Source organism: Pseudomonas sp. NFACC16-2 (assembly GCF_900119205.1).
Lineage (GTDB): Bacteria > Pseudomonadota > Gammaproteobacteria > Pseudomonadales > Pseudomonadaceae > Aquipseudomonas > Aquipseudomonas fluorescens_Q.
In genome coordinates this window covers 216,695-242,914 of record NZ_FPIX01000002.1, presented here as the reverse complement: position 1 = coordinate 242,914, position 26,220 = coordinate 216,695, and the positions used below count along the sequence as shown (strand labels likewise).

The 26,220-nt window shown below is 60.6% G+C and carries 15 protein-coding genes; 9 read left to right on the top strand and 6 right to left on the bottom strand.

Going from position 1 to position 26,220, the window contains the following annotated elements:
- Nucleotides 1–37: 37 nt before the first annotated feature.
- A complete protein-coding gene (locus BT116_RS04155; protein WP_072340275.1) occupies nucleotides 38–4,006 on the bottom strand; it encodes a dermonecrotic toxin domain-containing protein in 3,969 nt (1,322 codons plus the stop codon).
- Between the two features lie 193 nt (nucleotides 4,007–4,199).
- On the opposite strand from BT116_RS04155, the gene prmA reads away from it, so the two are divergent.
- From prmA to BT116_RS04120, 7 genes are all read left to right on the top strand, one after another.
- Nucleotides 4,200–5,078 (top strand): 50S ribosomal protein L11 methyltransferase, encoded by an 879-nt coding sequence (gene prmA, locus BT116_RS04150; RefSeq protein ID WP_063323115.1) that lies wholly within the window; start codon nucleotides 4,200–4,202, stop codon nucleotides 5,076–5,078.
- Nucleotides 5,079–5,108: 30 nt separating this feature from the next.
- Nucleotides 5,109–6,335, top strand: coding sequence for a DUF3426 domain-containing protein (locus tag BT116_RS04145; RefSeq protein WP_072340272.1), 1,227 nt, complete (start codon nucleotides 5,109–5,111; stop codon nucleotides 6,333–6,335).
- A 185-nt stretch (nucleotides 6,336–6,520) separates the two neighbouring features.
- Nucleotides 6,521–7,528 carry a tRNA dihydrouridine synthase DusB gene (gene dusB, locus BT116_RS04140; protein ID WP_072340269.1) on the top strand — a complete coding sequence of 336 codons (1,008 nt, stop codon included), beginning with the start codon at nucleotides 6,521–6,523 and terminating at the stop codon, nucleotides 7,526–7,528.
- Entirely contained in the window at nucleotides 7,525–7,845 is a 321-nt protein-coding gene (fis, locus tag BT116_RS04135; protein ID WP_003186237.1) for a DNA-binding transcriptional regulator Fis, read from the top strand. The genes dusB and fis overlap by 4 nt, the downstream gene beginning before the upstream one ends.
- A gap of 83 nt (nucleotides 7,846–7,928) precedes the next feature.
- Nucleotides 7,929–9,536, top strand: a complete 1,608-nt coding sequence (gene purH, locus BT116_RS04130) for a bifunctional phosphoribosylaminoimidazolecarboxamide formyltransferase/IMP cyclohydrolase (RefSeq protein WP_072340266.1) — start codon at nucleotides 7,929–7,931, stop codon at nucleotides 9,534–9,536.
- Between the two features lie 140 nt (nucleotides 9,537–9,676).
- Nucleotides 9,677–10,972, top strand: coding sequence for a phosphoribosylamine--glycine ligase (purD, locus tag BT116_RS04125; RefSeq protein ID WP_072340263.1), 1,296 nt, complete (start codon nucleotides 9,677–9,679; stop codon nucleotides 10,970–10,972).
- 99 nt (nucleotides 10,973–11,071) lie between these two features.
- Nucleotides 11,072–13,861 carry a hybrid sensor histidine kinase/response regulator gene (locus BT116_RS04120; RefSeq protein WP_072340260.1) on the top strand — a complete coding sequence of 930 codons (2,790 nt, stop codon included), beginning with the start codon at nucleotides 11,072–11,074 and terminating at the stop codon, nucleotides 13,859–13,861.
- A gap of 15 nt (nucleotides 13,862–13,876) precedes the next feature.
- Here the strand turns inward: BT116_RS04120 and BT116_RS04115 are convergent, their stop codons facing one another.
- From BT116_RS04115 to BT116_RS04105, 3 genes are all read right to left on the bottom strand, one after another.
- On the bottom strand, nucleotides 13,877–14,554 hold the full coding sequence (locus BT116_RS04115) for a hypothetical protein (RefSeq protein ID WP_083569103.1): 678 nt from the start codon (nucleotides 14,552–14,554) through the stop codon (nucleotides 13,877–13,879).
- The gene (locus tag BT116_RS04110; protein ID WP_072340257.1) at nucleotides 14,551–15,267 is read right to left on the bottom strand and encodes a hypothetical protein; all 717 of its coding nucleotides are present in this window, start codon (nucleotides 15,265–15,267) and stop codon (nucleotides 14,551–14,553) included. The genes BT116_RS04115 and BT116_RS04110 overlap by 4 nt, the downstream gene beginning before the upstream one ends.
- A gap of 64 nt (nucleotides 15,268–15,331) precedes the next feature.
- Nucleotides 15,332–16,141, bottom strand: a complete 810-nt coding sequence (locus tag BT116_RS04105) for a hypothetical protein (RefSeq protein WP_072340254.1) — start codon at nucleotides 16,139–16,141, stop codon at nucleotides 15,332–15,334.
- A gap of 234 nt (nucleotides 16,142–16,375) precedes the next feature.
- Here BT116_RS04105 and BT116_RS04100 point away from each other — a divergent pair, with 234 nt between their 5' ends.
- A complete protein-coding gene (locus BT116_RS04100) occupies nucleotides 16,376–16,972 on the top strand; it encodes a MarC family protein (protein WP_014336378.1) in 597 nt (198 codons plus the stop codon).
- Here BT116_RS04100 and BT116_RS04095 read toward each other — a convergent pair.
- The gene (locus BT116_RS04095) at nucleotides 16,950–17,804 is read right to left on the bottom strand and encodes a hypothetical protein (RefSeq protein ID WP_072340252.1); all 855 of its coding nucleotides are present in this window, start codon (nucleotides 17,802–17,804) and stop codon (nucleotides 16,950–16,952) included. The two genes, BT116_RS04100 and BT116_RS04095, sit on opposite strands and share 23 nt — an antisense overlap.
- Nucleotides 17,805–18,024: 220 nt before the next feature.
- Between BT116_RS04095 and BT116_RS04090 the strand changes: the two genes are divergently transcribed.
- Nucleotides 18,025–18,684, top strand: coding sequence for a hypothetical protein (locus BT116_RS04090; protein WP_072340250.1), 660 nt, complete (start codon nucleotides 18,025–18,027; stop codon nucleotides 18,682–18,684).
- 128 nt (nucleotides 18,685–18,812) lie between these two features.
- Here the strand turns inward: BT116_RS04090 and BT116_RS04085 are convergent, their stop codons facing one another.
- Nucleotides 18,813–25,883: a TcdA/TcdB pore-forming domain-containing protein gene (locus tag BT116_RS04085; protein WP_072340397.1), complete on the bottom strand. Its 7,071-nt coding sequence runs from the start codon at nucleotides 25,881–25,883 to the stop codon at nucleotides 18,813–18,815.
- Between the last annotated feature and the right edge of the window lie 337 nt (nucleotides 25,884–26,220).

Below are 26,220 nucleotides of genomic sequence, written 5' to 3'. Positions count from 1 at the left end.
GGTCTTTTTTTGCCAGTCTTTCAGACACGCGAATGAATCAACTCAGCGCCACGGTAGGGAACGCGTGGGCTTCGATCTGCGCCGCAGTCGCTGGCCTGCCCTGCGGGGTGAGGACGGTACCGTAAGCATTGGCTACCAGCATTTCGCTTTTCAAGCGCGTCATGAAGCCGCGTGCGCGCACCGACACTGGGTCAGAGCCTTGTTTCGCCCTCGCCAGCACCGGTATGTAGTAGCGTTCGACCTGACTGCGCGATGTCTTGAACACCGAGGTAACACCACTGCGTATATCCAGTGCGACACCAAAAATATTCCCGAAGCAGGAAGAATACGACCAATGGTCCCAGGTGGGCCGCATGCCCTGGCGTCTCATCACAGACCTGACAGGCCCGCCGATATCGGAGCCTGTCAGCCAGTCCCCCCCCACCAGGGTGACGCGAATATCCTTGGCTGGTCCACCCAGGCGCCGCGTCACGTCCCGGAGACTGCGCTCGATAAGCGCACGGATATTGTGATCGAAATGAATGACCGCCCCCACCTTGGTCGTCGGGTTGTACAACGAAGCGATTACGCATGCTTGTGCGTTCATCGAGAACAGATAATTGTCCGCCGCAGCCTCGCTGAACCTCGCCACCACGGCCTCGCCCTGCAACGCCCCCCTTGATACATCTGGGAAAACATGACCGGGAAACGCCTCCCGCAGGTCACTCACTCGCCCAAGGACACGTACTTGATCATTTCCCCCTCTCAAGCCCACCTCGTTGTGTACCCACTTGCCCTTCCCCACCCTGCGGATAGGCAGGTTGTACAAGGCACCGGGGCGACTGGCATCCACCAGGCACAAACCGCCAAAGTGAGGATCCTCCTTCACCTGGTAGTACTTGCCTTTACTGCGGATGTAATAAGTAGTGTGTGGCTGCGATGCGCTGGACGGGCTGCGATAGGTGCCCTGGAAGATACTTTCCCCGGTTACCAGCTCCAGATTCTCAGGCGCTTTGCCAACTGCCTGTTTCGGCTTGAAACGTATGGGCTGGATGACTGGCCCAGTCTCTTTGGCAATCAGCGGCGTCACGCGTCTCAAGCGCTGCTCGGACAGTGACACAGGCTTCACGACAAGCTTCAGGCTCCTGGCTGCCCGCCCCAGCAGCGGAGCAAGGGTCCCGCCCCCCAAGGCTGCGAACAATAGGCCCCAGGAAGCCATCAGCCAGTGGCCCAACGCACGATCCGTGTCGCCCTGCCCATGCGCCTCGGCAGCCTGTTTGACGCTGACGGCAATGAAGGCGACATCCAGCAGCAAGGCGAAGGGCGGATAAACCAGGCACACGGGGGCCGATGCAAACAGCAGCCCCTTGATGACCTGCCGCCTGATCACCTCGGCGCGACTTTTGGTGACGTCTTCCACATCGCTGATGGCGCGCTCGATGTAGGCATCGAACTCCGCCTGGATATCGTTCACTCGATTGAACTCGCGCAATGTGTCGACGCCAATGCTCGTCGCCGCCAGCGCCACCAACGAACGCCGGACCGCCGCACGGGCGCCGAGGGCAACCCGTTCCAGCACATAGTCATGCAAGCGCGTGGCGACCGCCCCGGAAAAGTCCTGGTACCGGCGAAACGTGACACCGTCCGGAGCGTCCGGCGTGTACAGCCAATAGGCGCCCTTCGGGTCGAAGTAGGCAAAGACATAGGCGCCCATCACGATATGGCCGCCGATGGAAAACCTGATCACCCCTTCGCGCTGCACGACGCTCCCCGAATACACCGGACCGGACACCGGCACCGACTCACCCAGAAGGGTGACTTGCCGGGTGAGCCACCAGAACTCACTGGCACCCAACTGGGATTTGCCCGTTGCGACACGCAGGTCACGGTCCATTCGGGTTAACAGCAGGTTGCGGTAGGCATTGCGCCGCTGGGTGTATTCAGGGGCACGGGCATCGAGAAACCTGCCGCGGACCTGTCGCGCATATTGCTCGCCCAGGTATGCCCGCCGGATATAGGACGCAAGCTCCGCACTGCGGACCTGCCCCAAGTCCTGCCCCACCGATGAGCGCACACCTTTTCTGGGATTGTCGATACCCGAGTTATCGTCATACCCATGGATGACGAGCTCCAGCAGGCTGGCGACCTTCGTCTTGCCGTCCGCCAACCCTGGGTTGTAGTCGATGAGCACCGTTGCGGGATCGACCGGTTCCCGCACACCCTTGCTGCGCATGTAAGGAGCAATCGCTTGCGTGACGATACGCTTGGCGAAATCCACGAAGACTTCGTAACCCACCAACTGCTGATTGAACACCTGCTGATGGACCATAAGCTCCTGGCTCAAGGTGCTGATGTTTCGCCGCGCATCGAGCGGCAGGGCGGCGTACCAGCGGGGCGATTCGTCCAGTTCCACTTGCGCCAGGTTGTTGTCCAGGCCCATTGCAACAATGTCTTCAAGGCACGCCCTGAAACCTTCCACCGCGCCTCTGGGATCCTGGCTTGAATCCCATGTCGCCGGCTTGTCTGCCACGCGGGCAAAGTACGCCCGGGCCACGCTTCGGTCCGCTGGAGAAATCCGTTGCAGCAGGTACTCGCGGCCGGCTTCGCTGCGAGTCCAGGCACCTATCTCCACACTCACGGCCCAAAGCGAAGGCAACTCGATCCACTCCTGGCCATCCGGCTTGTCGGGGGCGTACAGCAGCAGGTCGCCTTGCAGGTCCTGGCGATAGAACAGGAGAAAATCGGCACACTTCAACGCGTTTGGAAGCACCAGGCAACTGACCCGTAGAACGCCGACGGACGGTGCCGAAGCCTCGCCCTCCCATAGCGCCTTGACGGCCTCATGGTTGGCCACCGTCAAGTGACCCGCACAGCGGGCAATGAACGCACTTTGCTGCAAACGTGCCGTGAACCAATCGAGCATGGCGTCTTTCAGATCCCCTCGGCCATACCGCTCGACCAATGCCTGCCGGTACCCGGCCGGGGCATCGACCTCTGCCAGCATTTGGCTGATGAACGCCGGGGAAAGCGGCTGGTTACGCAGCATGGCGCCGTTTTCCACCAGAAACACCGACACGGCGTCCTGCCTGACTGGACCGGCCGCCAGCAGCTCGCTCAGGCTGCGGGTTTGCACCGGCTGCCCCATGACACTTCGCCATTGCAACTGCACTCGAATGCTGTCCGGCTCGACCTCCATGTCCCGTTCACGTCGGACATAGTCCTTGGCCAGGCGCTGGGCAAAAGCCTGCAGCGAAGCCAGGCCATCGAGCCGCCCATCCAGCAACGCCTGGGCCTGGGTAGTCTGGTCCTGGAAAGCCTCCAGCTTTTTACGATCAACTTCGCCTAGCCCTCGCAACCAATCAGGCAACTGCAAACGCGCGATGGCCTCGAGGTCTTGACGCTCCTGCGTCGTCGCCAATGCAGTCAATTGACTCATCTGCCGCCAGCGGTGCTGGAGCGCTTCGATTTTCTCCCTGAGCTCATCGCCCCCCTGGCCCTCCAGCGGACCAGGCTGGAACAGCAGTTCGACTGCAGCCATGTGCTCATCGAGCTTGTGCCCGAGCAGCGCTTCAAGCGAGGCGTCGCGCTCCGCCATTCGCCAATGACGTCGCAAATAGTCTTTGTAGTGATAAATAAAACCCGAGGCGACACTCTCCACCGCCTGGACGATAACCGCCTGGCGCTCAATCGGGAAACCCAGGTCAGCCCCGTCCGGCCAGCGGTAGGGCGCATCCTGCTCTTCATCGCTAACCAGTGGTTTCTGATCGATCATGCGCTGCAACACCGTGTCGAGCAGGGTGTCAATGAAGTGAGGATCGATGTTGCCTTGGTGATAATGGGTGCGCAGCTCGACCAGCAGGTACTCCTCCAGTACCTCCAGCAAGCTCATCTGGGTTTGCAGTCGCGCGTCGATAGCCACCTGCCAACGCGTCAATCTCTCCAGAGTCATTTGTACAGTCGCCGCCTGCGGGGAAGAGACCGACCCCGTGCGCGCCATGTTGCTTTGCCGTTCGGCAGTGATGTCCATACACATTCCTCCCTACTGTGTGGACCGGCACCTTATCCGCCCGGCGATACGCCCATGGCATACATATATATATCGAAACACCCACCCGGATGGCGCGAGACTCGCTTATCCACTTTGGCGGCGACCTGGCGTACACTGCGCGCCTTTGCAGCCCTGCGCTGCCCCCTGTAGATTTTTTCCAAAGGTGCCCGCCATGCCTTGGCTGCAAGTACGTCTGGCCATCAGCCCGGAACAAGCCGAAACCTACGAAGACGCGTTTCTTGAAGTAGGCGCCGTATCGGTAACCTTCATGGACGCCGAAGACCAGCCGATCTTCGAGCCGGAGCTCAACACCACCCCGCTGTGGTCCCACACCCACCTGCTGGCCCTGTTCGAAGGCGGCACCGAGGCGGCCAGCGTGCTGGCCCACCTCGAGCTGCTGACCGGCAGCCCGCTGCCCGAGCATCACAGCGAAGTGATCGAAGACCAGGACTGGGAACGCAGCTGGATGGACAATTTCCAGCCGATGCGTTTCGGCCAGCGCCTGTGGATCGTCCCGAGCTGGCACGCCGCGCCAGAGCCGGACGCAGTCAACCTGCTGCTGGATCCGGGCCTGGCGTTCGGCACCGGCACCCACCCGACCACCGCACTGTGCCTGGAATGGCTCGACGGCCAGGACCTGAAGGACTGCAACGTACTCGACTTCGGCTGCGGGTCGGGGATCCTGGCGATTGCCGCGCTGCTGTTGGGCGCCAGGGAAGCGGTCGGCACCGACATCGACGTCCAGGCCCTGGAAGCGTCCCGCGACAACGCCGGGCGAAACAACATTGCCGAAGCATCGTTCCCGCTGTACTTGCCGCAGGACTTGCCACAGGTCCAGGCCGACGTCCTGGTGGCCAACATCCTCGCCGGCCCTCTGGTGTCCCTGGCGCCGCAACTGTCGAGCCTGGTCAAGCCGGGCGGACGCCTGGCGCTGTCGGGCATCTTGGCCGAACAGGGTGAAGAAGTCGCCGCCGCTTATGCCGCGGACTTTGACCTGGACCCGATCGCCAATCGCGATGGCTGGGTGCGCATCACCGGACGTCGGCGCTAGAATGACCGCCTGTATCCACCGGATTGCCGCATGACTGACAGCTTCGTCACCCAGTGCCCGCATTGCCATACCCGTTTTCGCGTCAGCCATGCTCAATTGAGCGTGGCCCGCGGGGTGGTTCGTTGCGGCTCGTGCCTGCAAGTGTTCAATGCCGCACGACAGTTGCTGGAACAACGCACTGCCAAACAAGCGGCGCCTGCCGTCGTGCCGGCCTCCAAGCCGGCGGTCGAAGCCCCGCCCCGGGCGATCAGCCAGAAACAATGGAGCGCTGCCGAGCTGGATCTGGATGACCTGGACAAGGAACTGGCGCGCCTGGAGCGGCGCGACAATCGCGCGCCAGGAAATACCGGCCGGCGCCGGGAAGACAACCTCAGCGCGCAACGCGACTCGCTCTCCAGCGAACAGCAAGCCTGGCCCGACAGCCTGTACAGTGAATCTTCCAGCGAGCGCGCCGAAGCCGTCCTCCAGGACACCATCGAACCGTTCGAACCCCACGAGCCGGCCCGACCACCGCGCACCGAACCGTCGCTATCCCTGGCCCTTGAACCACTGGAACCGGACGACGAGCCTGCCGCCCCTCTCCACCTGGCCCCGGACGACGAGCCCGACGAACACCTCGAGCGCCTGTCTGCCACCGACGACCACGACGACGAACCCGAGCAGTTGGCACCGTTGCGCAAGTCACGGGAACGCCAGGAGCCGGGGATACGCGCCGAAGCCCTCCACGACCTGGACGACGACCCGTTGCAACTGGACTGGCGCAAACGCCGCTCGCCCTGGGGCCGACGCTTGTTGTGGGGCCTGTTGATACTGCTCGCCAGCGCGGCCCTGGGCGGCCAGTACATCGCCTACCATTTCGAAGAACTGGCCCGCCAGGACCAGTACCGACCGTGGTTCCTGCAAATCTGTCCGACCATCGGTTGCGACGTACCGTCCAAGGTCGACATCGCCAAGATCAAAAGCAGCAACCTGGTGGTGCGCAGCCATCCGGAGTTCAGCGGCGCCCTGGTGGTGGACGCGATCATCTACAACCGTGCGCCCTTCTCCCAACCTTTTCCATTGCTGGAACTGCGCTTTGCCGACCTCAACGGCCACCTGATCGCCAGCCGTCGCTTCAAACCCGGAGAGTACTTGGGTGGCGACCTCGAGGACCGCGGCGAAATGCCGCCCCAGACGCCCATTCACATCGCGCTGGATATCCTGGACCCTGGCCCCAAAGCGGTGAACTACAGTCTGAGCTTCCATTCCCCGGAATGAAGCCGGCCAGGGTCGGCCAATTGACGGCAACTTTCTGACTGACCCTACCCAGACCAAACCGCTGGCGATAACAAAATAGCTGTTCAGATTTTATCCAATTCGATCTTTATCCAGTCATCGAGAGCGGGTATCATGCCAACCCTTTTTCGAAGTCTCATGATCCGACCCCACTTCAGGGAAGTCCTATGTCGGCGGTACGCATCGGCCCATATACATTGCAGAACGGCCTGATTCTCGCCCCTATGGCGGGGGTCACCGACCAGCCCTTTCGTCAGCTGTGCAAGCGCTTGGGCGCAGGATTGGTGGTTTCGGAAATGGTCACCAGCGACATGAGTTTGTGGAACACCCGCAAATCGCGTCTGCGCATGATCCACGAAGGTGATCCCGAGCCCCGCTCGGTACAGATCGCCGGTGGCGACGCACAGATGCTGGCGGAAGCGGCCCGGGCGAACGTCGAGCTGGGGGCGCAGATCATCGACATCAACATGGGTTGCCCGGCAAAAAAAGTCTGCAACAAGGCTGCAGGCTCGGCACTGTTGAAAGATGAAGCGCTGGTCACCGAGATCCTGCAGGCCGTAGTGGCCGCGGTCGATGTGCCGGTGACCCTGAAGATCCGCACCGGCTGGGACCGGGAGAACAAGAATGGCCTGGTGGTGGCGAAGATCGCCGAACAGGCGGGCATCACGGCGCTGGCGGTCCACGGCCGCACCCGAGCCGACCTGTACATCGGCGACGCCGAGTACGACACCATCGCCGCGATCAAGCAGGCGGTGTCGATTCCGGTGTTTGCCAATGGCGACATCGATTCGCCCGAGAAGGCCCGGTTCGTGCTCGACGCGACCGGTGCCGATGGCCTGTTGATCGGCCGGGCCGCCCAGGGGCGGCCATGGATTTTTCGTGAGATCGAACACTTCCTGCGCACGGGCCAAAAGCTCGCGGCGCCGCAGTTGTCCGAGGTGGAACGTATTCTGCTAGAGCATCTGGCCGCGCTACATGCCTTCTACGGAGAAGTCATGGGCGTACGCATCGCTCGCAAGCATGTGGGCTGGTATCTCGCAACCCTGCCGGGCGCCAGGGAGTTTCGCGCCCGTTTCAATCGTTTGGATGGTACGCAAGCACAATGCGCCGACGTTCAGGCGTTCTTCGCTGAGCGTTACAAGAGCCTGACAGGGGACGAAGGGGTGGCCGCATGACGATGATGACCGAGACTTTAGTGAGTGGAACAACACCCGTGAGCGACAACGTGAATTTGAAACAGCACCTCAATACGCCCAGCGAAGAAGGCCAGACCCTTCGCGGGAGTGTCGAGAAGGCGCTGCACAATTATTTCGCCCACCTTGAGGGCGCTGCCGTCACGGATGTGTACAACCTGGTGCTTTCCGAAGTCGAGGCGCCTCTGCTCGAAAGCGTGATGAACTACGTCAAGGGCAACCAGACCAAAGCCAGTGAGCTGCTGGGCCTGAACCGCGGCACCCTGCGCAAGAAACTCAAGCAGTACGATCTGCTGTAAGCATTCAATCAAACCAGAAAGGCGCCCGCGTAAAAAACGGTCGCCTTTTTTGCTGACTTCCCTTGCTTTTGATGGAAATTGAAATGACCGACCAGACCACCCGCCTGCCGATCCGCCGCGCCTTGATCAGCGTCTCCGACAAGACCGGGATCCTCGAATTCGCCCGCGAGCTGCAACAGCTGGGCGTCGAGATTCTCTCCACCGGCGGGACCTTCAAGCTGCTGCAGGACAACGGCGTCGCCGCAGTGGAAGTCGCGGACTACACCGGTTTTGCAGAAATGATGGACGGTCGGGTCAAAACCCTGCACCCGAAAATCCACGGCGGGATCCTGGGCCGTCGCGGCATCGACGACGCCATCATGAACGAACACGGCATCAAGCCGATCGACCTGGTAGCGGTCAACCTCTACCCGTTCGAAGCCACCATCAACAAGCCCGGCTGCGACCTGCCGACGGCCATCGAGAACATCGACATCGGCGGCCCGACCATGGTCCGCTCGGCGGCCAAGAACCACAAGGACGTGGCCATCGTGGTCAACGCCAGCGACTACGCCAGCGTGCTGGAAAACCTCAAGGCCGGCGGCCTGACCTACGCTCAGCGTTTCGACCTGATGCTCAAGGCCTTCGAACACACCGCCGCCTACGACGGCATGATCGCCAACTACATGGGCACCGTGAACCAGGCCGCTGAAACCCTGTCGACCGAAGGCCGCAGCGAATTCCCGCGCACCTTCAACACCCAGTTCGTCAAGGCCCAGGAAATGCGCTACGGCGAGAACCCGCACCAGAGCGCGGCGTTCTACGTGGAAGCCAAGCCTGCCGAAGTCGGCATTGCCACCGCCACCCAATTGCAAGGCAAGGAACTGTCGTTCAACAACGTGGCCGACACCGACGCCGCGCTGGAATGCGTGAAGAGCTTCGTCAAGCCCGCCTGCGTGATCGTCAAGCACGCCAACCCGTGCGGCGTGGCGGTGAGCCCGGACGCCGAGGGCGGCATCCGCCAGGCCTACGAACTGGCCTACGCCACCGACACCGAATCGGCCTTCGGCGGCATCATCGCCTTCAACCGTGAGCTGGACGCCGAGACCGCCAAGGCCATCGTCGAGCGCCAGTTCGTCGAAGTGATCATCGCCCCTTCGGTCACTGAAGAAGCCCGCGCCATCGTTGCCGCCAAGGCCAACGTTCGCCTGCTGGCCTGCGGCCAATGGTCGGCCGACCGCGTGCCGGCCTGGGACTACAAGCGCGTCAATGGCGGCCTGCTGGTCCAGAGCCGCGACATTGGCCTGATCGGCAGCGAAGACCTGAAAGTGGTGACCAAGCGCGCCCCGAGCGAGCAGGAAATCAACGACCTGATCTTCGCCTGGAAAGTCGCCAAGTACGTAAAATCCAACGCCATCGTCTACGCCAAGAACCGTCAGACCATCGGTGTCGGCGCCGGCCAGATGAGCCGCGTGAACTCGGCCCGCATCGCCGCCATCAAGGCTGAGCACGCCGGCTTGCAGGTACAAGGCGCGGTCATGGCCTCCGATGCGTTCTTCCCGTTCCGCGACGGCATCGACAACGCGGCCAAGGTCGGCATCACCGCCGTGATCCAGCCGGGTGGTTCGATGCGTGACAACGAAGTGATCGCCGCTGCTGATGAGGCAGGGATTGCGATGGTGTTCACCGGCATGCGCCACTTCCGTCACTAATTTGCTTGATCGTACCCACGCTCTGCGTGGGCACGCAGCCCGGGACGCTCTGCGTCCCTGGACGCAGAGCGTCCGTAGAGGCATTCCCACGCAGAGCGTGGGAACGATCAGCCCCATCAGCGTCATCCGAGGTTTTTGAAATGAATGTTTTGATCATTGGCAGCGGTGGCCGCGAACACGCCCTGGCCTGGAAAGTGGCCCAGGATCCACGCGTGCAGAAGGTTTTCGTGGCACCGGGCAATGCCGGCACCGCCATCGAAGCCAAATGCGAAAACGTTGCCATCGACGTGCTGGCCCTGGAACAACTGGCCGACTTCGCCGAGAAGAACGTCTCGCTGACCATCGTCGGCCCGGAAGTGCCGCTGGTCGCCGGCGTGGTCGATCTGTTCCGCTCCCGTGGCCTGGACTGCTTCGGCCCGACCGCCGGTGCCGCGCAGTTGGAAGGCTCGAAAGCGTTCACCAAGGATTTCCTGGCGCGTCACAAGATCCCGACCGCCGACTACCAGAACTTCACCGAAATCGAACCGGCCCTGGCGTACCTGCGCGAGAAAGGCGCACCGATCGTGATCAAGGCCGACGGCCTGGCTGCCGGTAAAGGCGTGATCGTTGCCATGACCCTGGCCGAAGCCGAAGACGCCGTGCGCGACATGCTCGCCGGCAACGCCTTCGGTGACGCCGGCTCCCGCGTGGTGATCGAAGAGTTCCTCGACGGCGAGGAAGCCAGCTTCATCGTTATGGTCGATGGCAAGAACGTCCTGCCAATGGCCACCAGCCAGGACCACAAGCGTGTCGGCGACGGCGACAGCGGCCCGAACACCGGCGGCATGGGTGCCTACTCCCCGGCCCCGGTGGTGACCGCCCAAGTACACCAGCGCGTCATGGACCTGGTGATCTGGCCGACCGTGCGCGGCATGGCCGAGGAAGGCAACGTCTACACCGGTTTCCTCTATGCCGGCCTGATGATCGACAAGGCTGGTAACCCAAAAGTCATCGAATTCAACTGCCGTTTCGGCGATCCTGAGACCCAACCGGTGATGCTGCGCCTGCAATCGAGCCTGGTCCTGCTGGTCGAGGCCGCACTGGCCCAGGCCCTGGACAAGGTCGAAGCCCAATGGGATCCGCGCCCAAGCGTCGGTGTCGTATTGGCGGCCGGCGGTTACCCGGGCGACTACGCCAAAGGTAGCGCAATCCGGGGCCTGGACGCCGCAGCCCGGCTGGAAGGCAAAGTCTTCCATGCAGGTACTGCATTGAAGGATGGGCAAGTGGTCACCGCCGGCGGTCGTGTGCTTTGCGCCACCGCCATGGGCGCCAGTGTCGACGACGCTCAGCAGCAGGCCTACAAGCTTGCCGCCGAGATCGACTGGGAAGGTTGCTTCTACCGCAAGGACATTGGCTACCGCGCCATTGCCCGCGAGCGTGGCGAAAATCTGGAATAACCCAGCCATTCAGCCAGGCAAGGGTCTGTGGCCCTTGCCTGACTGTTCCGGCGCCGCGCATAGTTATAATCTGGCATCAACCTACGAAGGGATTTCGCCGTGCGCTGGCTCAGGATTGCCATAGGCCTTACCGTCACCTTGCTGACGTTGCTCTGCATGCTCCCGGCCCAGGCCGCGCCAGGCAGTGGCTGGGCCGTATTGCTCGACGAACAGGGCGACCTGACGCTGAGCGACATCCGTTCTGCCCGCTACACCAATCAATTCAGCCCCATCGACCTGGACCGTCTCCAGGCCGCCGAGCCCGGCGGGGCATTGTGGTTGCGTTTCCGCCTGGCCCCCGACCGGCATGAACAGATCCTGCGCATCTTCGCGCCCGACCTGTCGCGCCTGAACCTCTACGTGCTGGACGGCGATACCCTGGTAGACCAGCAAGTCAGCGGCAATGCCACGCCGCACACCGAACCTGCGGTCCCCAGCAACGATTTGATGCTGCCCCTGCCACGCAGCGACAAATCGCTGGACGTCTACCTGCGATTGTCCTCGCGCCATGAGCTGCGCCCCTACATCACCTTGCAATCGGCAGTCGTGGCCGCGGCCGATCAGAACCAGACACTGATCTATGGGTTGCTGTTCGGCTGCATCGCCATGCTGGTGCTGCACAACCTTACCCGCTACGCCTACACCCGTTCACGCAGTTGCCTGTGGCTGGCAGCCTGTGAAGGACTGCTGATGCTCAGCCTGGCGCTGTTGCTGAATCTGGCCGGAGCCTGGCTGCCCGACTGGCCAGCCGTCCAGACGCCCGGAGCCTACCTGGCCTTGTTGCTGACGGCGCCCTGCGGCCTGATGTTCGCCTACCGTTTCTTCGCGCCCCTGGGGCCGCACCCGTTGAATCGGCTGCTGCTGGGGGACATCGTGCTCGTCATGCTGTGCAGCCTGTTGCTGTTGTTCGTCAACACGCTGCCGCTCAATATCATGACCTACGCCATCGTGGCCCTGGCCGGCCTGAGCATGCTGCTCGTCAGCGCCTGGCACTGGCAAAAGGGCTACCGCCCAGCCCGGCTGTTCGTCGCGGCCATGGTGGTCTTCAACCTGGGCACGCTGATCATCCTTCCGGCACTGCAAGGGCTCACGGAGGTTCCTCCCCAGGGCTTGATCATCACCCTGCTGATCTTCATCTGCATCAGCGGCCTGTTGATGAGTGTCGCCCTGGGCGAGCGCCAGCGCTCGATCAACGAAAGCCGGTTCAGCATCAGCCGCGACCTGGCGGCGAGCAATGCCGAGATCAATGCCAAGGCCGAGTTCCTGGCCAAGATCAGCCATGAGATCCGTACCCCGATGAACGGCGTGCTGGGCATGACCGAACTGCTGCTGGGCACGCCGTTGTCGGTCAAGCAACGCGACTACGTGCAGACGATCCACAGCGCCGGCAATGAGCTGCTGACCCTGATCAACGAGATCCTCGACATCTCCCGGCTCGAATCCGGGCAGATCGAACTGGACGACGTGCAGTTCGACCTCAATGCGCTGATCGAGGATTGCCTGAGTATCTTCCGCGCCAAGGCCGAACAGCAGAATGTCGAGCTGATCAGTTTCATCCAGCCCCAGGTGCCGCGAGTGATCAGCGGTGACCCGACGCGACTGCGCCAGGCGCTGCTGAGCCTGTTGGAAAACGCCCTGAAGAAAACCGACGAGGGCGAAGTGCTGATCGTCGTCGCCCTCGACGAGCGCAGCAATCAGCCGCGCCTGCGCATCGCCGTGCAGGACAGCGGGACGCCGATGGACGCCGAAGAGCGCGACACGCTGATGCACGCCGAGCTGCACAGCAAGAATTTCCTGTCGGCCACGCGCCTGGGGGGCAACCTGGGCCTGGTCATCGCCCGTCAGTTGATCATCCTGATGCACGGGGAATTCGGTATCAAAAGCGGCAGCAACCAGGGCAGTACCTTGTGGCTGACCTTGCCGCTGGACCCGGATCGCCTCGAACATCCGACTGCCGATCTCGATGGCCCGCTGCAAGGGGCGCGGGTATTGATCGTCGACGACAACGACACCTGCCGCAAAGTACTGGTGCAACAGTGCAGCGCCTGGGGCCTGAACGTCAGTGCCGTGCCGTCGGGCAAGGAAGCCCTGGCGCTGCTGCGCACCAAGGCGCACCTGCGCGATTATTTCGACGTGGTGTTGCTGGACCAGAACATGCCAGGCATGACCGGCATGCAACTGGCGGCCAAGATCAAGGAAGACCCGAGCCTGAACCACGACATCCTGTTGATCATGCTCACCGGTATCAGCAATGCGCCGAGCAAGATCGTGGCACGCAACAGCGGGGTCAAGCGCATCCTCGCCAAACCGGTGGCCGGCTATACCCTCAAGACCACCCTGGCGGACGAGCTGAACCAGCGCAACCGGGGCCAGGCGACGAATGTACAGGTGAACGCCGGCCCTCCCCTCCCGGTGAAGGTGCCGAGCGATTTCCGCATCCTGGTGGCCGAGGACAACAGCATCTCCACCAAGGTCATCCGCGGCATGCTCGGCAAGCTCAACCTGCAACCCGACACCGCCAGCAACGGCGAAGAAGCCCTCAAGGCCATGAAGGAGCAGCGTTACGACCTGGTCCTGATGGACTGCGAAATGCCGATCCTCGACGGGTTTTCCGCCACCCAGCAATTGCGCGCCTGGGAAATGGGCAACCAGCGGACCCGCACTCCCGTGGTGGCGCTCACCGCCCACATCCTGGCCGAGCACAAGGAACGCGCCCGCCAGGCCGGGATGGACGGGCACATGGCCAAGCCGGTGGAGCTGTCGCAGCTACGCGAGCTGATCGAGCATTGGGTGGCCCAGCGTGACCAGCAGAACCAGACCGTCGCGCATTCGTCCGAGGGCGTCCGCTGACGCCCGGAGCCCTGTTCAACATTTCAACGCATGAATATTACGGGTCGTCTCGGCGATAACGGCGCGCAGGACTTTTTCCCGGAACATTGAGTAATGCAGCGTGTTGAACGTCACGACCGCCATTTCTTCATGGCTGGTTTGCACAACCTCCTCTATCGGCCAAAAAAGGAAGGTCGAGAGCGTTTTACGAATGCTGAATTGCTTGTGGTAAAGCGCGACCTCTATTCGCCCAGGCGATTTCGGCAGGCAGGGAACCACCTGGAAGAACGCCGAATCATGCTGCAGGCTTGCCCGTTCGAATGCCTCAAGGGCATTGGGGTGGCGCTTCAGGGCGCCAATCGAATCAGTCGCCGAGCGCGCAAAGCGTTCATCGAATGACTGGGAGATTTGCCGGGCAACACTCTCGGCCATTGACCCCTCGCCCGTCTGTCCAGGCCTGAGGGGACGCGCCGAATCCCACCCCAGGTACCTGAGCGTGTTCCTGTAGTAGCTGAACCAACTGCCCACCAAACCGTCCTGATAAGCCGACCGCGTTGCCAACTGGGCATACAGGTTGCTCAGACAGATGTCTTCGCGATCCTGGGGAGACAGCCCCTGGCCGAACGACACGAGGCTTGCCCCCACGACAGCAGCCGGCGCGGGATCGCTGCTGTGAAACAGGCGCTCGCCGGCCTGTAGGCGTTCGCTATTCATCGCGCGCCCCCCCGTTCAACGTCGTCGGAAATATCAAAGACATGCTTCGTTGGCTTATCGCCCAGCTTCCGTACGATCGCACCGCGCAGGGGAGCGTAAAGCTCTTTCGATAAGTTGGCCTGAAAACATCTGGACTGAAGATTACCGACCACATTGGCGACGGACAGGCACTGACCGAGGGGGTTGGAGATAGCTCGTTGCGTGGTCTCATAGCTCAGGGAAACGCTGCTCAGCAAGGGGGTTCGCCGGGCCAGAATCACTTGCAGGCAGACCCTGCCAACGGCTTCATCGGTCTCTGACGGTGGCACGGGCTCCTTGCGCTTGCAGGTCTGCTCGCGCAGTTGCCCGATGGCCGGCAGGGTACCGGGCAACTGCGCGACACGGTTCAACAGGCGAGTGACTTCATCGGCCACTGTAGGATCGACATACTCCCCCAGTCGACGCCCTAGCCAGTGCGCCGCATTGAAGTTGGATTGCTCATCGAGGGTGAAGTTGTCCCATGTTGCAGTCTTTTGCAACCAACCGTTCTTCAAGACGTCACGGTACTCGTCATACCATATTTGTGCCTGGGTATAAGCCGGATACTTCTTGTTGGCGACCAACTGCGCGAACAATACCGAATCCAACACATCGCTTTTTTCCTGCCCGGCCATATCCGGAGACACTATCACGACAGCGCCGGCATTAATAAAAACCGAATAACCATCATTCATTGCAATCACCTGGTTATTTTTATGATTGGCGACTACGGCGTAGTCGCCAGGTGGATACACAAGATCAGAGTTCGTATGCTTCGATTTTCTTCTGTGCGCGATCGCCGAGTCTTTCGATAATGGTCGCACGTGTACGGTTAATAACGGACGGCACCATGGTCATGTGGCTTTCACCGCGATACAAGTCAACCGAACTGCTGTCCCAATTAACGAACAAGACCTGGGTCTGGTTCGTGCGCTTGATGAAACGCACGGCTCCCAGTGCCATGATGACTTCGCCATGCGGCGTCTCATGGCAGGCGGCGACGCCAAACCCTCCCGCACCAGACTCCTGGATGTTCTGGTCAAACACCCGGAGCGGCCTGTCACGGGTTTGCAAGGCCGCGATGGCATCGCTGGCGACCTTGAGCATCAGCAGTGACGCCGGCCCGGGCACCGCGGCGGCCGTCACCGCCGACCCCAGGATCTTCAGCACCAGTTGGTCCATCTTGAAGCTCTTGCCCGAGGCGGCAACCGCGTCATAGTACTTCTGCAGGACCGTCCAGCCGCAATCCTGCATCACTTGCAGGAAAAGTTGATACCACTCCTTACCCTGCTCATCACGTGGGTAGCGCCTATTAGCCACTAACGAAGCAAACAGATAAGAGTGCTGGATATCCGCCTGGTTTTGTTCGGACATTCCCGAAACAAAAGCCAGGATACCGTCACCCACAATCGAAGCGCGATCCGGTTTTTCCGGATAGTCAGCCGTCTCGCCAGGACGCACAATAAAAGCACGCGTCGACAACTCAAACGCCTCCGGCTCAACATCATAAGCGCTCAAGCGCTCCAGACGATCAGCCAGGGTTACAACAGAATCATATTTAACGTTCATACTATTTCCTTATTTAATCAAGATCATCCTTGGATCCGAGAGTTGAACTTACGCAACCCACCTCATCACAACAAGCGCGCAACTGTAACCGTAAATAATCAAATTCAACGGCGTACAATCACCTGTAATGAAGTGGCATTTTCCTGGACTTGCATCTCGCCCTTGCCACGAGCCGACAGACATCCCGACGCCTGATAGACTCCACGTCAAATTCATTCGTCGCGAGCCTCAACCATGCTCCATGTGCTGTTCAGCGTTTACCTGAAGATGCTGGTGCTCTATAGCCCGTTCTTCGTGCTGTCGTGTTTTATCGGACTGACTCGCGGCTATTCGCGCAAGGAACAACGCCGCCTGGCCTGGAAGGTCGCGACCGCGACGCTGGTCTCCAGTGTGTTGCTGTATTTGTTCGGGCGGGTGATTTTCAGCGTGTTCGGCATCACCGTGGACGCCTTCCGTATCGGCGCCGGCAGTGTGCTGTTCATTTCGGCCCTGGGCATGGCCCAGGGCAAGTCGGCCGTACAGACCGACAACGTGCAGCAGGACGTGACCATCGTCCCACTGACCATACCGTTGACCGTCGGCCCCGGCACCATCGGTGCCCTGCTGGTGATGGGCGTGAGCCAGCCGCACTGGGACGACAAACTCATGGCCATCATCAGCATCGCCCTGGCCAGTTTCACCGTCGGCGTGGTGCTCTACCTGTCCAGCCGCATCGAGCGGATCCTGGGTGACCAGGGCTTGCAGATCGTCAGCCGGCTGATGGGTTTGTTTGTCTGTGCGCTGGCGGCGCAGATCATCTTTACCGGGGTTAGAGGCTACCTGGTACCGTAGGTATCATGAAGCGCACCTTGGGCTTGCGACGACTGAACCTCCTGCTCAGTACTTCCCTGCGATGTACGCCCAGATACTCTTCGATATCCTGCCTGAACTCTTCATAACGAGCAGGGTTGAAGGTCACGAACGATTTACCGCGGAAGATTTCCCGCGCCGAAGATTGCCAGTTCACGAAAAGCACACCGCCATTACTCGAAGTACCGGACTGTTTGATCGAGGTGGACGAGGCGATCAGGATTCCGTTGGCCAACTGCTCGCACGGAATGACCGACAAACGCGCGCCTTCGGCCACCTTGACCTGGCTGTTGAACAGACGCATGGTCTCCTCATCCCGCTTCAAACCGTCAATCGTGGTGCTCACCACGGTACCCAGCACCGTCGCCGCCGGAACGCTGGCCTTCACGCCATCGATGATCCCCTTGACGATATCGCTGATCACGAAGTCCATGTCCACCCGCCGGGAACTCTCGGAGTAACGGGTGTAACCGTCATCGGCAACGAAACACCCGAGGTCTTGCAGGCATTGGATAAACGCGTCGTACCACGCCCGCGTATTTTTGCCGCCAGGAACTTCAAAGTTGGCCTCCATCATCGCCATGGTCATCAGGTTCTCCATGATCGCCATATTGTTGAGCGACATGTTGTTGCCATAACCGACAAGCGCATCACCCAACATGAGCGCATCCATGTCCTTGGTCGGGCTGTCCTGCTGTACCAGAGATCGGCGTACACGCCGGCCCGTCACGGCCAGAGCCTTACGCTTGTTGATACGTGCCTGGATCAACTCGACACTCTGCGCCACGCTTATTACACTTTCGAACTGCTCCATAAAAACCTCCTTGGTTATATATAAGCCCGCTCCTGCAGGGCCACTTCAATCTAGATTATTCTCTTCAAAAATAACAACACCGACTGGTTGCAGCATATGTAACTCCATCCCACCTTCAAATATTCAGATTTACATTAACCACCCACTCACTTAAAACCAACGTTCATCATTGCACTTCCAAAAAACCAAACACCCTCACTTACTTTAACGGAGAGCACTCGTGAACAATGAACCATTAACCGGACTGGTCACCGGCCCCAACCTCTTTTCATATATCGGCGCACCCTCCCTGCAAGACCACGACGACATCGCCGACTGCAACAACATCGCCACCCGATCCGCCGATCTCGGCCATCACCGTTATGCAAATCCCAAAGGCTGGTTCGAAGAGTATGCCCGCACCTTGAGCTTCCTCGGTTGGTCGCTGTATGACGACTCCATCCATACACGCACACAACATCTCCTTACGGGCTCCGTGGCGGATTTCCTGGTGGAGAGCGCCCACACCATGAAGGATACGCGGCAAGCCAACGCGATGATCGATACCCTCGACACGCTGAAAGCCGATCACCCGGCCATCCTCTCCTTCGACAACGAAACCCAGGAAGGCGAGACCTTTCAAATTGTCCCGGCCCGCTACGACTCACAAGGCAACCTTCATATCGCCCTGTTTAAACTCGAACTGAGTGTCGATATAAAGCGGCGCAGCTTTCTGTTCTGGAACTGGGAAAGGCGTTCAGCCAGGATTGTCCAACGCAGAGCGTTCCTGAAACTGGACAGGCGCGAACTCGACAGCAGAAGGGCACTTATCAATAAAGTATTGAATGAGCACTTGATGAGACGTTTTCCCTTGAGGAAGGCGCGCCTCGTGAAGTATTGATACTTCAAAACCTGGCGTGGCGGCGCAACATTTTTTGCGGGATGACGATTCAATAAAAAAAGGGTTGCCGGTGATAACACCGGCAACCCTTTTTTACTTAAAGCCTAACCGTGGCCGACGGTCTTGGCTCAGCCCACCGTATTGCTCTCCTCCGTAGACGATTCATTCGACAACGCTCCCAGGGTGATGCCGTTCTGGGCGTCCTGCAAGGCGTCCAAGCGCTGCACCAGTGTGGAAACGGCATAGTGTCGATGCCCACCGAAACTGAGCAACACGTCTCCACGTAAATTGACATCGGCCGCATACACCTCACGAAAAATCACACTGTGCCCGCTGTTCGGATCAATGATCACCAGGTGCTCATGAACCTTGCTCAGCCATAACTGATCCGGCTCATCCAGCTCCCAGATCAACTTGCCGGGGATGGTCACCGCGTTGCCCAGGGGATGTCGGCAGTCGAGGACCACCGACTTGACTCTCAACCAGGCTGCTTTTGACAACCGGTAACTCACCGCGCCCTGCCCCATGCGCAGGATCAGGATCTTGACGTCATCCGGCATCAACGGCAGCAGATCATCGATCTTCGCTTCGTGCCCCTCGACGACCATCACCTCGCCTTCACGTTGGACATAACTGAGCGGCCCACCATGGCCCATGCCAGGCAAGGACAACAGCGTTCCGTTCCTGCTTTCGCGCAACAGGACGTTGGTCTGCCGCTGGGTCCCCAGTACCTCGAAAGATTCAGGGATGGCGGCCTTGGGAACCCGGATGACACGTTCAGTCCCGGTGACATACCACTTCAGGTCATCGGGATCGCCCACCGACAGCAGTGGGCTGGAGAACGCACGGGCGGTCAATTGCCTGAGCCCCTCGACCTCCCGCCCCCCTTGAGTGACGACCCATTTCTGAGTGACACCGGTCACCAGCGCCGGCGCCTGGTCACGCAGCAGGAGCTCCACGCCTTCGAATGTCACGCCGCGCAGGCCCACGCCATCGACCGCCAACTCGACAAACTGCCAGGGCGACCACTCACGCTGGGGGTGGGGCAGCACATCAGCCTCCAACAATTGCGAACCCTGGCCAAAGGCAGCGTCCAGCTCCTGCGGATCGATAAAGGCCTGGCGATAGAGCTCGCCGCTCGCCACGTCGAGCACCCAGGCGGCCTCGCCGTCCGGGGTTGCGCCCAGCAACCGCAGCTCCTTGGTGCTGCCCAGGTCAGCCAGCAGCAACCGGTTGCCGACGTACCAGGCGCACAACCGCTCGTCACCACTGAAGTTGGTCAAACCGATCAGGGCAAGCGTTTTGTTCCTGTGCTGCAGGACCAGCGCATCCAGGGCCGTCCACCATTGTGCCCGGTCCTTGAACCACCGCTCCCTGACGCCGCCCAGTGCCAGGTCGCCTCGGCCACTCAGGTTGTAGAACACGCCACCCGAGGTCAGCGCCACGTAGCCACCGTCAACGGCGATGACATCCTCCAGGCCGGGGGCACGCGCCCACCGGTTGGCCCAATGTCCCCGGCCCTCTACCAGCGTACGCCGCCTGCCGCACAGTTCCTGTTTGAGCCGGTCATAGATGACAAACACATCGCTGTCGTCCGGCGGTGCGAGCAACGTCAGGTCGGTCATGTTCTTGATCGAGTCGGGCCATCCACGCGGCTGGTCTCGTCGTGGCGAAGGACGAATGATCAAGCGGTCACTGCGGCGAACCCAGGCCATGTCCCGCCACTGCGCATCGGACTTCCAGCAGATCGAAACGAAGGGGGCCGGTTGCCAATTGACGGTGACGAACGAGTCCTCAGGATGGGTACTCGGTGTGAAGGGCGGGCTGTCACCCAGTACCTGCGACCAGTCGGCCAGCGTCTCGCTGGCACTCAAGACCAGTTCCATCGCCAGATCCAGCTCTCGTGTGATCGAACTGAGCAGCAGTTGCCCGTCATGGATCAGATACACAAGCACATCGACACTCTGGTCCGCGCGGGTGTTTTGCTGGACGACATGAATCACCCCCTGCGCGTCCGCCTCGACGCTCTTGATGGTGCTTGCCAGGTTGCTCGTACTGCGCAACCAGTAACGATGGCTCACCAACCCAGTGACTGCATCGACTTGCCAGATGATCACGTTCTGCGGGTCGTAGAAATAGCAGGAGTCGCCGACCACTGCCCTCAGCACCGCGTCCTCGACACCCAGCAGATCGTCGCGAATGTAAAGAAAGCGGTCCTCCTTCGCGTCATACCAGGCCGTGACGTAGCGAGGCTCGTCCGGGTCCTCAAACGGAATGAGGTGGTGGTGAATCGGTGTGTACGCCATCGCTAGACGGTGGTCTCGAGCCAGGGCCTTGAAATGATCCTGCAGCGTTTGCTGATCCATGTCGGGCGGTGCGTCCAGTTCCAAAAGCACGAGCGTGCGGTTGGCCACATCAACCTTGAATACTTGATTATCGGCAAGCCGGAGTAAAATTTCGTGACGCCACCCTCCAACGATCGTTACCTGAACGTCGTCGATAAAGAACTGATCGTGACGCTCAATCCTGATCTCTTTCTCCGATGCCCAAGAGGCGTCCATAAACCAAGTGGACACCTGCAGGCTCGTCGACTCCAGGCTCAGCTTCACGCCGGGATGAACGACCAATGCGCATCGCTTGCCGGCCCCCTGGATTTTATAAGCGATCATGTTGTGCCAAATCGGGGGAATGAGAGGCACCACCAGTGAACGGTCAGCACTGTCGAGCAACACGTCGATCACCGTTGGCCGATAATCGGGAACCATGCGACGGACGATGTATTCACTGGGAAACGAATAAAAGGAAAACTGAAATTGCCAGCTGCCGTCCGCTTTTCTTTTTTCCAGGCGCCGTGCCGTGTCGAACCCGGTGTCATGACGCGATGTCGCGAATGGCAGGGCAATGTACTCATAGCGGTAACAGGTTTGCGGTGTGCAGGGCAGTACGATGACTTGGCCGGCAGGTGGCTTGAATGCAACCTGACCCGGCAGACCTAGATCTCGACGGATGTTAATGGCCCGATCGTAATCGAGTTCTATCGTCGGCACCCCAAAGTGATCGCGTTGCGGATAGAGCTTGGGGCTGTCCAGCATCAATGCGCCACGAGTCAGATCCAGCGCCTGGACGATCAACGAGGAGCGCGGTAGCCATGCACCCTGCCTGGCATCAAAGTGGTACGCCTGCCGATGAACCTTGGCGATTTCATCGAATAACAACCCGACCTCTTTGGCCTCCTCGGCAATGGTGGCAAAGCCCCGGGCCAATGCCGCGACCCCCACCGCCAACCCACCGAGCATCACCGCGGCGCCGCCCAGCATTGCGCCGGCTGTCGTGGCGCCAACCGCATAGGCGCTCACCGACAACACCAGGCTGGCGGAGTCGAAAGCCAGCTGGGTACCGAACTGAGCTCGCTCGACCTCGTTGTGTGCCGTCGACAATTGGTAGATATCGAACCCGACATTGGCCAACTGCAATAAGCCCCCGGTCGCTTCGCTCACGCTGGAACCCACCGCTGCCTTGACCACTGGCGCGACGGTACGGGCAATCAGTTTCTCTTCGGCCAGTGCCTGCCGAACCAGGCCGACCAGGCCGGCGATATCCGCCACGACGCCATGCACCAACTGCGCGTAGTTGACATAGGCGTGCAAGCGCACCGCCAGGGTCAGGGGCCGACCCGATCCTTCCTGGCCGCACAACGCGCTCATCAGCGCTTGTATGGCGAAACCGGCGTTCAGCGTGTGGACGCTCCCCACCTCGGTGGGGTCGCTCGGCACGAAGGGTTTGTTGGCCAAGGCTGAAAACTGTTCCGAGAGGTAGCTTTTTATCCGCAGGAGCCGATGGTCATCCGTGACCACCCGTACCAGTTGCTCAGGATTGGCCGGATCGATCAGGCTCACCCGGTACGCCCCGTCCGGCGAGACCTCCAGCGTATCGAACAACGGCACAAGGTGCGCCGCCAGCTGGTTTTCCTGCTGGAGGCGGCTCGTCGCTTGCTCGATCTGCTGGCTCCACCAATGGCCATCCAGCGCCAGCAGACAGCTGCCCAGTCGAGGATTGTTTTGCAGCGAATGTCCACGGGCGCTGGCCAACCGCTGCCTCACAGGGCGTTGCGACTGCCCAGGCAAGGCGCCGGGTTGCAGCAGTTTCGAAACCTCAATGGCGCCTGGCAATACCTGCCTCGACACCCGTGCACCTTCCAGCTCGACCAGGTCGAAAGTCGGTCGGGCCGCATCGCCATAGGCCGCGTAATGGCTGGCCATGTCCTGTTGGAGAAAAAACCGCTCCAGCGCCTGCCTGAACAGGGTCGAATGCTCGAACTCAAACACACCAAAATTCGGATCGTAGAAGTGATAGGTGCTGCGCTCACCCTCCACGGTCTTGGCCACCAGCATGGCGTGGTTATCGGAGTTGAGCATCAGCGTGCTGGTGGTTGTCCTGGCTTGCAGGATATCCACGACCTCACTCAGGTCCGAGCGCGCCAGCGCACTGCCCACATCGCCGAGCTGCACATCGCGCAACGCCTCCACGCTGTTGAGGAAGGCCACTGAATCGCTTGCCCCCGGCTCAAGCACCGCGAGATAGAAACGCTCGCGCAGAGTGTTGACCGCGGCCTTGCCTTGCGACACGGCCGCCGCCATGGCGAGTGCCAGGGGATAGCAACGTCCGCCGACCCTGTCACCCTCCCCCTGGAGCAGCAGATCCTGCGGTACAAGCTTGTTCGTGGCGGCCTCGAAACCGTTCAGGACAGTACCAAGGCGTTCGATGATCCGGACGCGGTACTCAAGCTGCGCCACCTGACGAATCCGGGCCACGTGCTGGCCCCATTGGCGCAACGTCAACGGCTGCTCCAACGCGGCTTTCTTCAAGCCCAGGGCGGTTTCGCCATGCCTCGGTAACGCATCGGTGGCGCTGGTGAGCCCGGCCAGGAAGGCCGGCGCCTGACGCTGGAACAACGCTTGTTCGATCGCCGCATAACGGCCAGCGGTTCCGTGCGTGGCGAGGTTGTTGGCCAGGTTGTCCAATGACGGCCGAGCCGCGTCGAAGCTGCGGTTATCCAACGCCTTCGCGCCACTCAGGCCTCCCAGCAGCAGACGCTGCAAGGGGCTCAGCCGAGCGACTTCGAAACGGTCGCTGGCCAGGCGCTCCAGCAGTTCAGCGATTGACAGCTCTCGCGTCTGCGAATCGCTCACCGACGCGGGCGGCAACACATAGGCGCTTTGATCGCGGATCGACTGACGTTCATCAAAACTCAGCGGGATGGGTTTATCGAAGATCACCTCACCGTTATGGCGCTGGCTCATCATCTGCATGAACGGCTCACCCAGCTCATCGGCCAGATGCTGCAACAGCTCGGTAGACAGTACATGCCGCCCCTCGATCAGCGGCCAGCCTTCATCGAACTGGAGGGCGCGGTATTTGAGCAGCTCTGCCATATCACCCGCATAACGGGCCTTGAACTGCCCCTCCTGCCAGCGTTTTTTTTCGTCGATCACCCATTGCGCGGTGTCACGCGTGTTCTCTTTCCAGGAGTGATCCAGCTCCTCCTCCGTCGCCCGGTTGACCGTGGCGACGGCCGTGATCGCCACCTCCGCCTGCCACTGTTCGGCGGTTTGAGGGGTGAAGTGGGTGCGTTGGTAGTCCGCCATCCCCTGGCGCATGGCGGCGGGACCGGTGAGATAGATCGTGCCTTCGCTCTGGGGGCGGATGCCATCGCTGTAGTAGGCGGCGGCCGCCTCCACCAGAAAAGCCGCGGCCAGTTCAATGTCCGGTGGCAGCTCATGCAATGCACCGAATACCTGCGTCGCGGCCTGGCGCGCCAGATCACTCATGGCCTCGACATCGACCAGGCTGACGTTTTGCTCATCGGCCAGGCGCGCGGTGGCATCGACGATTTCATAATTGAGCCGTAAACGCTCGATGACGCTCTTGAGCATCGCCGCCCCGGGGTGGGCCATCAGGAAGGCATTGCCCACCACGTGCTGTTCGACGACAGCACGCAATTCGTCCGGTCGGGCCATGCGCTCCGCCGGGGGGCGAAAGACGCGGTTCAACGCCGGTCCGCTTTTAGCGAAACGCTCTAGCGCCTCGCGATGCTCGGCTGGAATCTCGTTGGCGTAGTCCGTGTATTTATTGCGCTGGGCCTGGCGGCCGGGCATCCATTCGGGGTTTCGATCCAGCAGCAGCTGCAGCACGCCCAGCCGCGCATCCGTCTGGAACGCCCGGATGTCCACCTCACCCAGCTTTTCCGCCAAGGGCGGCAGGCCATCGACATCAGCGTAGCTGCCACCCTCGGCGAACAAGGCTTCGAAACGCACGATATCGGAGCCCCCGGCAAGCATGCCACGCAGACTGATCTCGCGTTCGTAGGCATCCTGCAGATGCAGTGGCAATTCACCGCTGGCCAGATCGCGCAGTGCCAGGCTGCCCTCGGCCAACGCTTCGAGGCTGAGCCGGTTATCGCGCCTCAGGGCCACCAGTCGTGCCTTGTCCTGGCCGTACGCCCGAACCAGCAGATCGATTCTCGCGTCATCGGCGCTGCCGCCGTTGTTCACCGCCTCGGTGATATGGGCGTACATCTGCTGCTTCAGGACGATCGCGCGTTCTTCATAACGGTCGCCCAACGCCAAGGCATCGACACTGTTTTCTGCGCCATTGAGCATGGCGTCAGCCTTGGCCGCTTCGACAATGATCCGGTTGGTTTCATAGGCCAGCAGTGCATCGCTGTCATACCAGAGACTGATGCGATAGCCCTCCGGGCCCAGCACCTGTTTCCAGACATTGATGTAGTCACGCTGGATCGCTCCGACGCCGCCACCCAGCCAGACCAAATGCAGTTTTTTGGGCACCTCGGTGGCGGGCACTTTCAATTGTTCGACGCTATTGCGCAGGCGCGTTTCGAACCCCTCTATCTTGTTGTAGGCGTGCGCCAGATCCGTAGCCTCGGCACCCTCCGGCAACTCAGGCGTACGACGCCGCCTGCGGTTTCCCCGCAAGGCCCCCACGGCCTGCTTGAGCAAACCTAACGGCTCTAACATTTGTGGAGAATCGAGCAAGGCGATACAACCGAAGTAATAGCGCAACACCGCTTCATATTCATCGGTGCCCTTGTGGGTTATTAATGCCTGCTCAAGATCCTTGAGCCTCAACAACCCCACAAAATCGACGTAGCTGCCCGTCGATGAAATTCCAGATTCACTCATGAACAACACTTCCATTTATTGTATGTAAATAGCCAGGACAGCCCTCAGGCGCCTGAACAACAACAAGTTGAACGACACGCATCCATGCGCTGACAACCCATGAATCAGTGGTCTGATTAATTAACTGACCTTATCCAGGGCCGTGACGGCCCACAAAGTCAAACGAACATAACCCTCATCAAGACCGCGCTCAACCACTAAGGAATTCAATAAATGTCCAATGACGAACTTTCATCTTATTTCCTCACAACTTGGCATTCGAAACATTAGAACGTTCGACCTGCAGCCAATAAATCAGCCAACTAACGTCAGGGTTTATTACATTCCGAAAAAAACG